Source organism: Chloroflexota bacterium (assembly GCA_018648225.1).
In the GTDB taxonomy this organism is placed as follows: domain Bacteria; phylum Chloroflexota; class Anaerolineae; order Anaerolineales; family UBA11858; genus NIOZ-UU35.
The window spans coordinates 1-2,200 of record JABGRQ010000010.1 but is presented as its reverse complement, the minus strand read 5'-3'; the positions used below and the strand labels follow the sequence as shown (position 1 = coordinate 2,200).

3 protein-coding genes are annotated in these 2,200 nt (G+C 53.5%); 2 read left to right on the top strand and 1 reads right to left on the bottom strand.

The window, feature by feature from the left end:
- Nucleotides 1-728 (top strand): 2-oxo acid dehydrogenase subunit E2 (locus tag HN413_00105; GenBank protein MBT3388789.1); only part of this gene is annotated, 728 nt, incomplete at its 5' end.
- A 49-nt stretch (nucleotides 729-777) separates the two neighbouring features.
- Nucleotides 778-1,680, top strand: a complete 903-nt coding sequence (locus tag HN413_00100) for a site-specific DNA-methyltransferase (GenBank protein MBT3388788.1) — start codon at nucleotides 778-780, stop codon at nucleotides 1,678-1,680.
- Nucleotides 1,681-1,833: 153 nt separating this feature from the next.
- On the opposite strand, the gene HN413_00095 is transcribed toward HN413_00100, so the two are convergent.
- A partial coding sequence (locus tag HN413_00095; protein MBT3388787.1) for an ATP-binding cassette domain-containing protein occupies nucleotides 1,834-2,200 on the bottom strand: 367 nt, incomplete at its 5' end.

Below are 2,200 nucleotides of genomic sequence, written 5' to 3'. Positions count from 1 at the left end.
ACACCCCCCGCCCGAAAGCGGAGGCGGACGCAGCGGCGCACACACCTGATGAGAAAATCGACCGTCTCGAAGCGCCACCCCATTCGGCAGCAATCCAAAATTCAGTCCCGATCTCCAACTGGGAACGGGAAGTCACGCTCTTCATGACCGCTGATATGCAGCAGGCCGCCGCTCACCTGGCCGCCAACAAGGCAAATTTCTCCCGCGATGGCACGCACCTGACCTATACAACCTACTTCGTAACTGCCGCTATTGCGGCCCTCAAGACTGTCCCGGAAGCCAACATCACCCGCCGCGGCGGTAAAGTCATCCGCCAGGAAGAAATCAACATCGGGCTGGTCGTGGCGCTTGGGGAAGAAGGCCTGGTAGCCCCTGTCATCAAAGACGCCGACGATCTCTCTTTGCTGGGTATGGCGCGGGCAGTCAACGAACTGGCCCGCCGCTCTCGCGATCAAAATCTCCAGCCCGGCGAAACCGACAACATCAGCCTGGCAGTTGTCAACTACGGCACAACCGGTGCACGGCTGGCAGCCCCCCTGGTTTACCCGCCAGCCTGCATTGTCCTGGGTATCGGTGCGGTTTCCAAACGCCCAACCGTCGTCGACGATGCCATCGCCATCCGGCCAGCAGCCGATCTCACGCTGACCTTTGACCCTGACGCTCTTGATGGCCTGGCCGCCAACCGCTTCCTGGTTGAGGTGATTGCCGAGCTGAAAGATTGGGGATAAGACACACGCCTCAGTTGTGTTTGTTAGAACCCTGGGAGCAAGAAAAAGAATGACTGAAGAACCGGCAAAAGGGGCCAGGACAAGCGGCTTTGGTACGACCCCAAGGATCAACCACGATTCTTCAAATTATTACAACTCCCGATTATATTCAGAATTACCCGCGCACAGCAAATTAGAATCAGACGCGCAAAATGTGGTTCCCCCAGAATTGCTCAACACCATCATCCTCGGCAGCGCTGAAAAGATGGGGCAAATCCCCGACAATTCGCTGCATCTGATGGTGACCTCGCCGCCTTACAACGTTTCCAAAGAATATGATGATGATTTATCATTACAAGAATATCTCGATATGCTGCGAAATGTGTTCGCAGAAACCTATCGCGTTCTTGTCAACGGCGGCCGGGCCTGTATCAATGTCGCAAATCTGGGTCGCAAACCCTATATTCCATTATCAGATTACATTTCTCAAATAATGGAGGGCATTGGTTTCCTGATGCGAGGGGAAATTATCTGGAACAAGGGCGCCGGAGCGGGCGTTTCGATGGCATGGGGAAGCTGGAAATCTGCTTCCAACCCCGTCCTTCGTGATGTCCATGAATATATTTTGGTTTTCTCAAAAGGCGCTTTCAAGCGAGACAAATCAAAAGAAGATGAAAACACAATCGAAAAAGAACAATTTATGGAATGGACAAAATCTGTATGGTTGATGAATACTGAATCAGCCAGAAAAATAGGCCATCCGGCGCCATTCCCTGTTGAGCTGCCTTATCGGCTAATCCAGCTGTATACCTATAAGAACGAGGTTATCCTGGACCCATTTATCGGGAGCGGATCCAGCGCCATAGCAGCCTTGAAATCTCAGCGTAGTTATATTGGTTACGATATTGATCCTGAATATGTAAAGTTAGCCGAGACCAGAATCGCCTCTTATAAAAAGGAATTGCCGGGGTAAATTTCAGGCTGCCGCGGCTTCTTCCGCAGGGGCGTTTTCAACAGTCTGCGGCGCGCAGGCTGAAAACAGGGTGCCTTATTGCCAGCAAGGTGCTCAGAAGGATTGAAATTTACTTTTTCAGGTCTTTTCTAATCATCAGGTCATTTCACGGTGTCAATACACCATGTCGCCCTTCACGAATGCAGCCGTACGCGCATCCTCAGGGGACTCAAAAAACTTATCAGCAGCGGCGGTTTCGATCAACTTGCCATCGAGCATGAATCCCACCCGCGCGGCCAGCCGCCTGGCCTGGAATATGTTGTGGGTGACCAGCACGAGCGTGACGCCCTGCTCGCGATTGAGACGAGCAGCAATCTCTTCGATGATCCCAATATTATGCGGGTCAAGGTTGGCGGTCGGTTCGTCCATCAAAAGCACTTCAGGGCGCAAAACAAGGGCGCGCGCCAACGCCACGCGCTGGGCCTCGCCGCCCGAAAGAGTGCGCGCCCGCTGGCGCGCCAGGCTGCTCAGACCAACCTGA

What these genes read in the sequence shown, in the direction of transcription:
- HN413_00100 (MBT3388788.1), top strand. Translation starts at nt 778, where the DNA reads ATGACTGAAGAACCGGCAAAAGGGGCCAGGACAAGCGGCTTTGGTACG.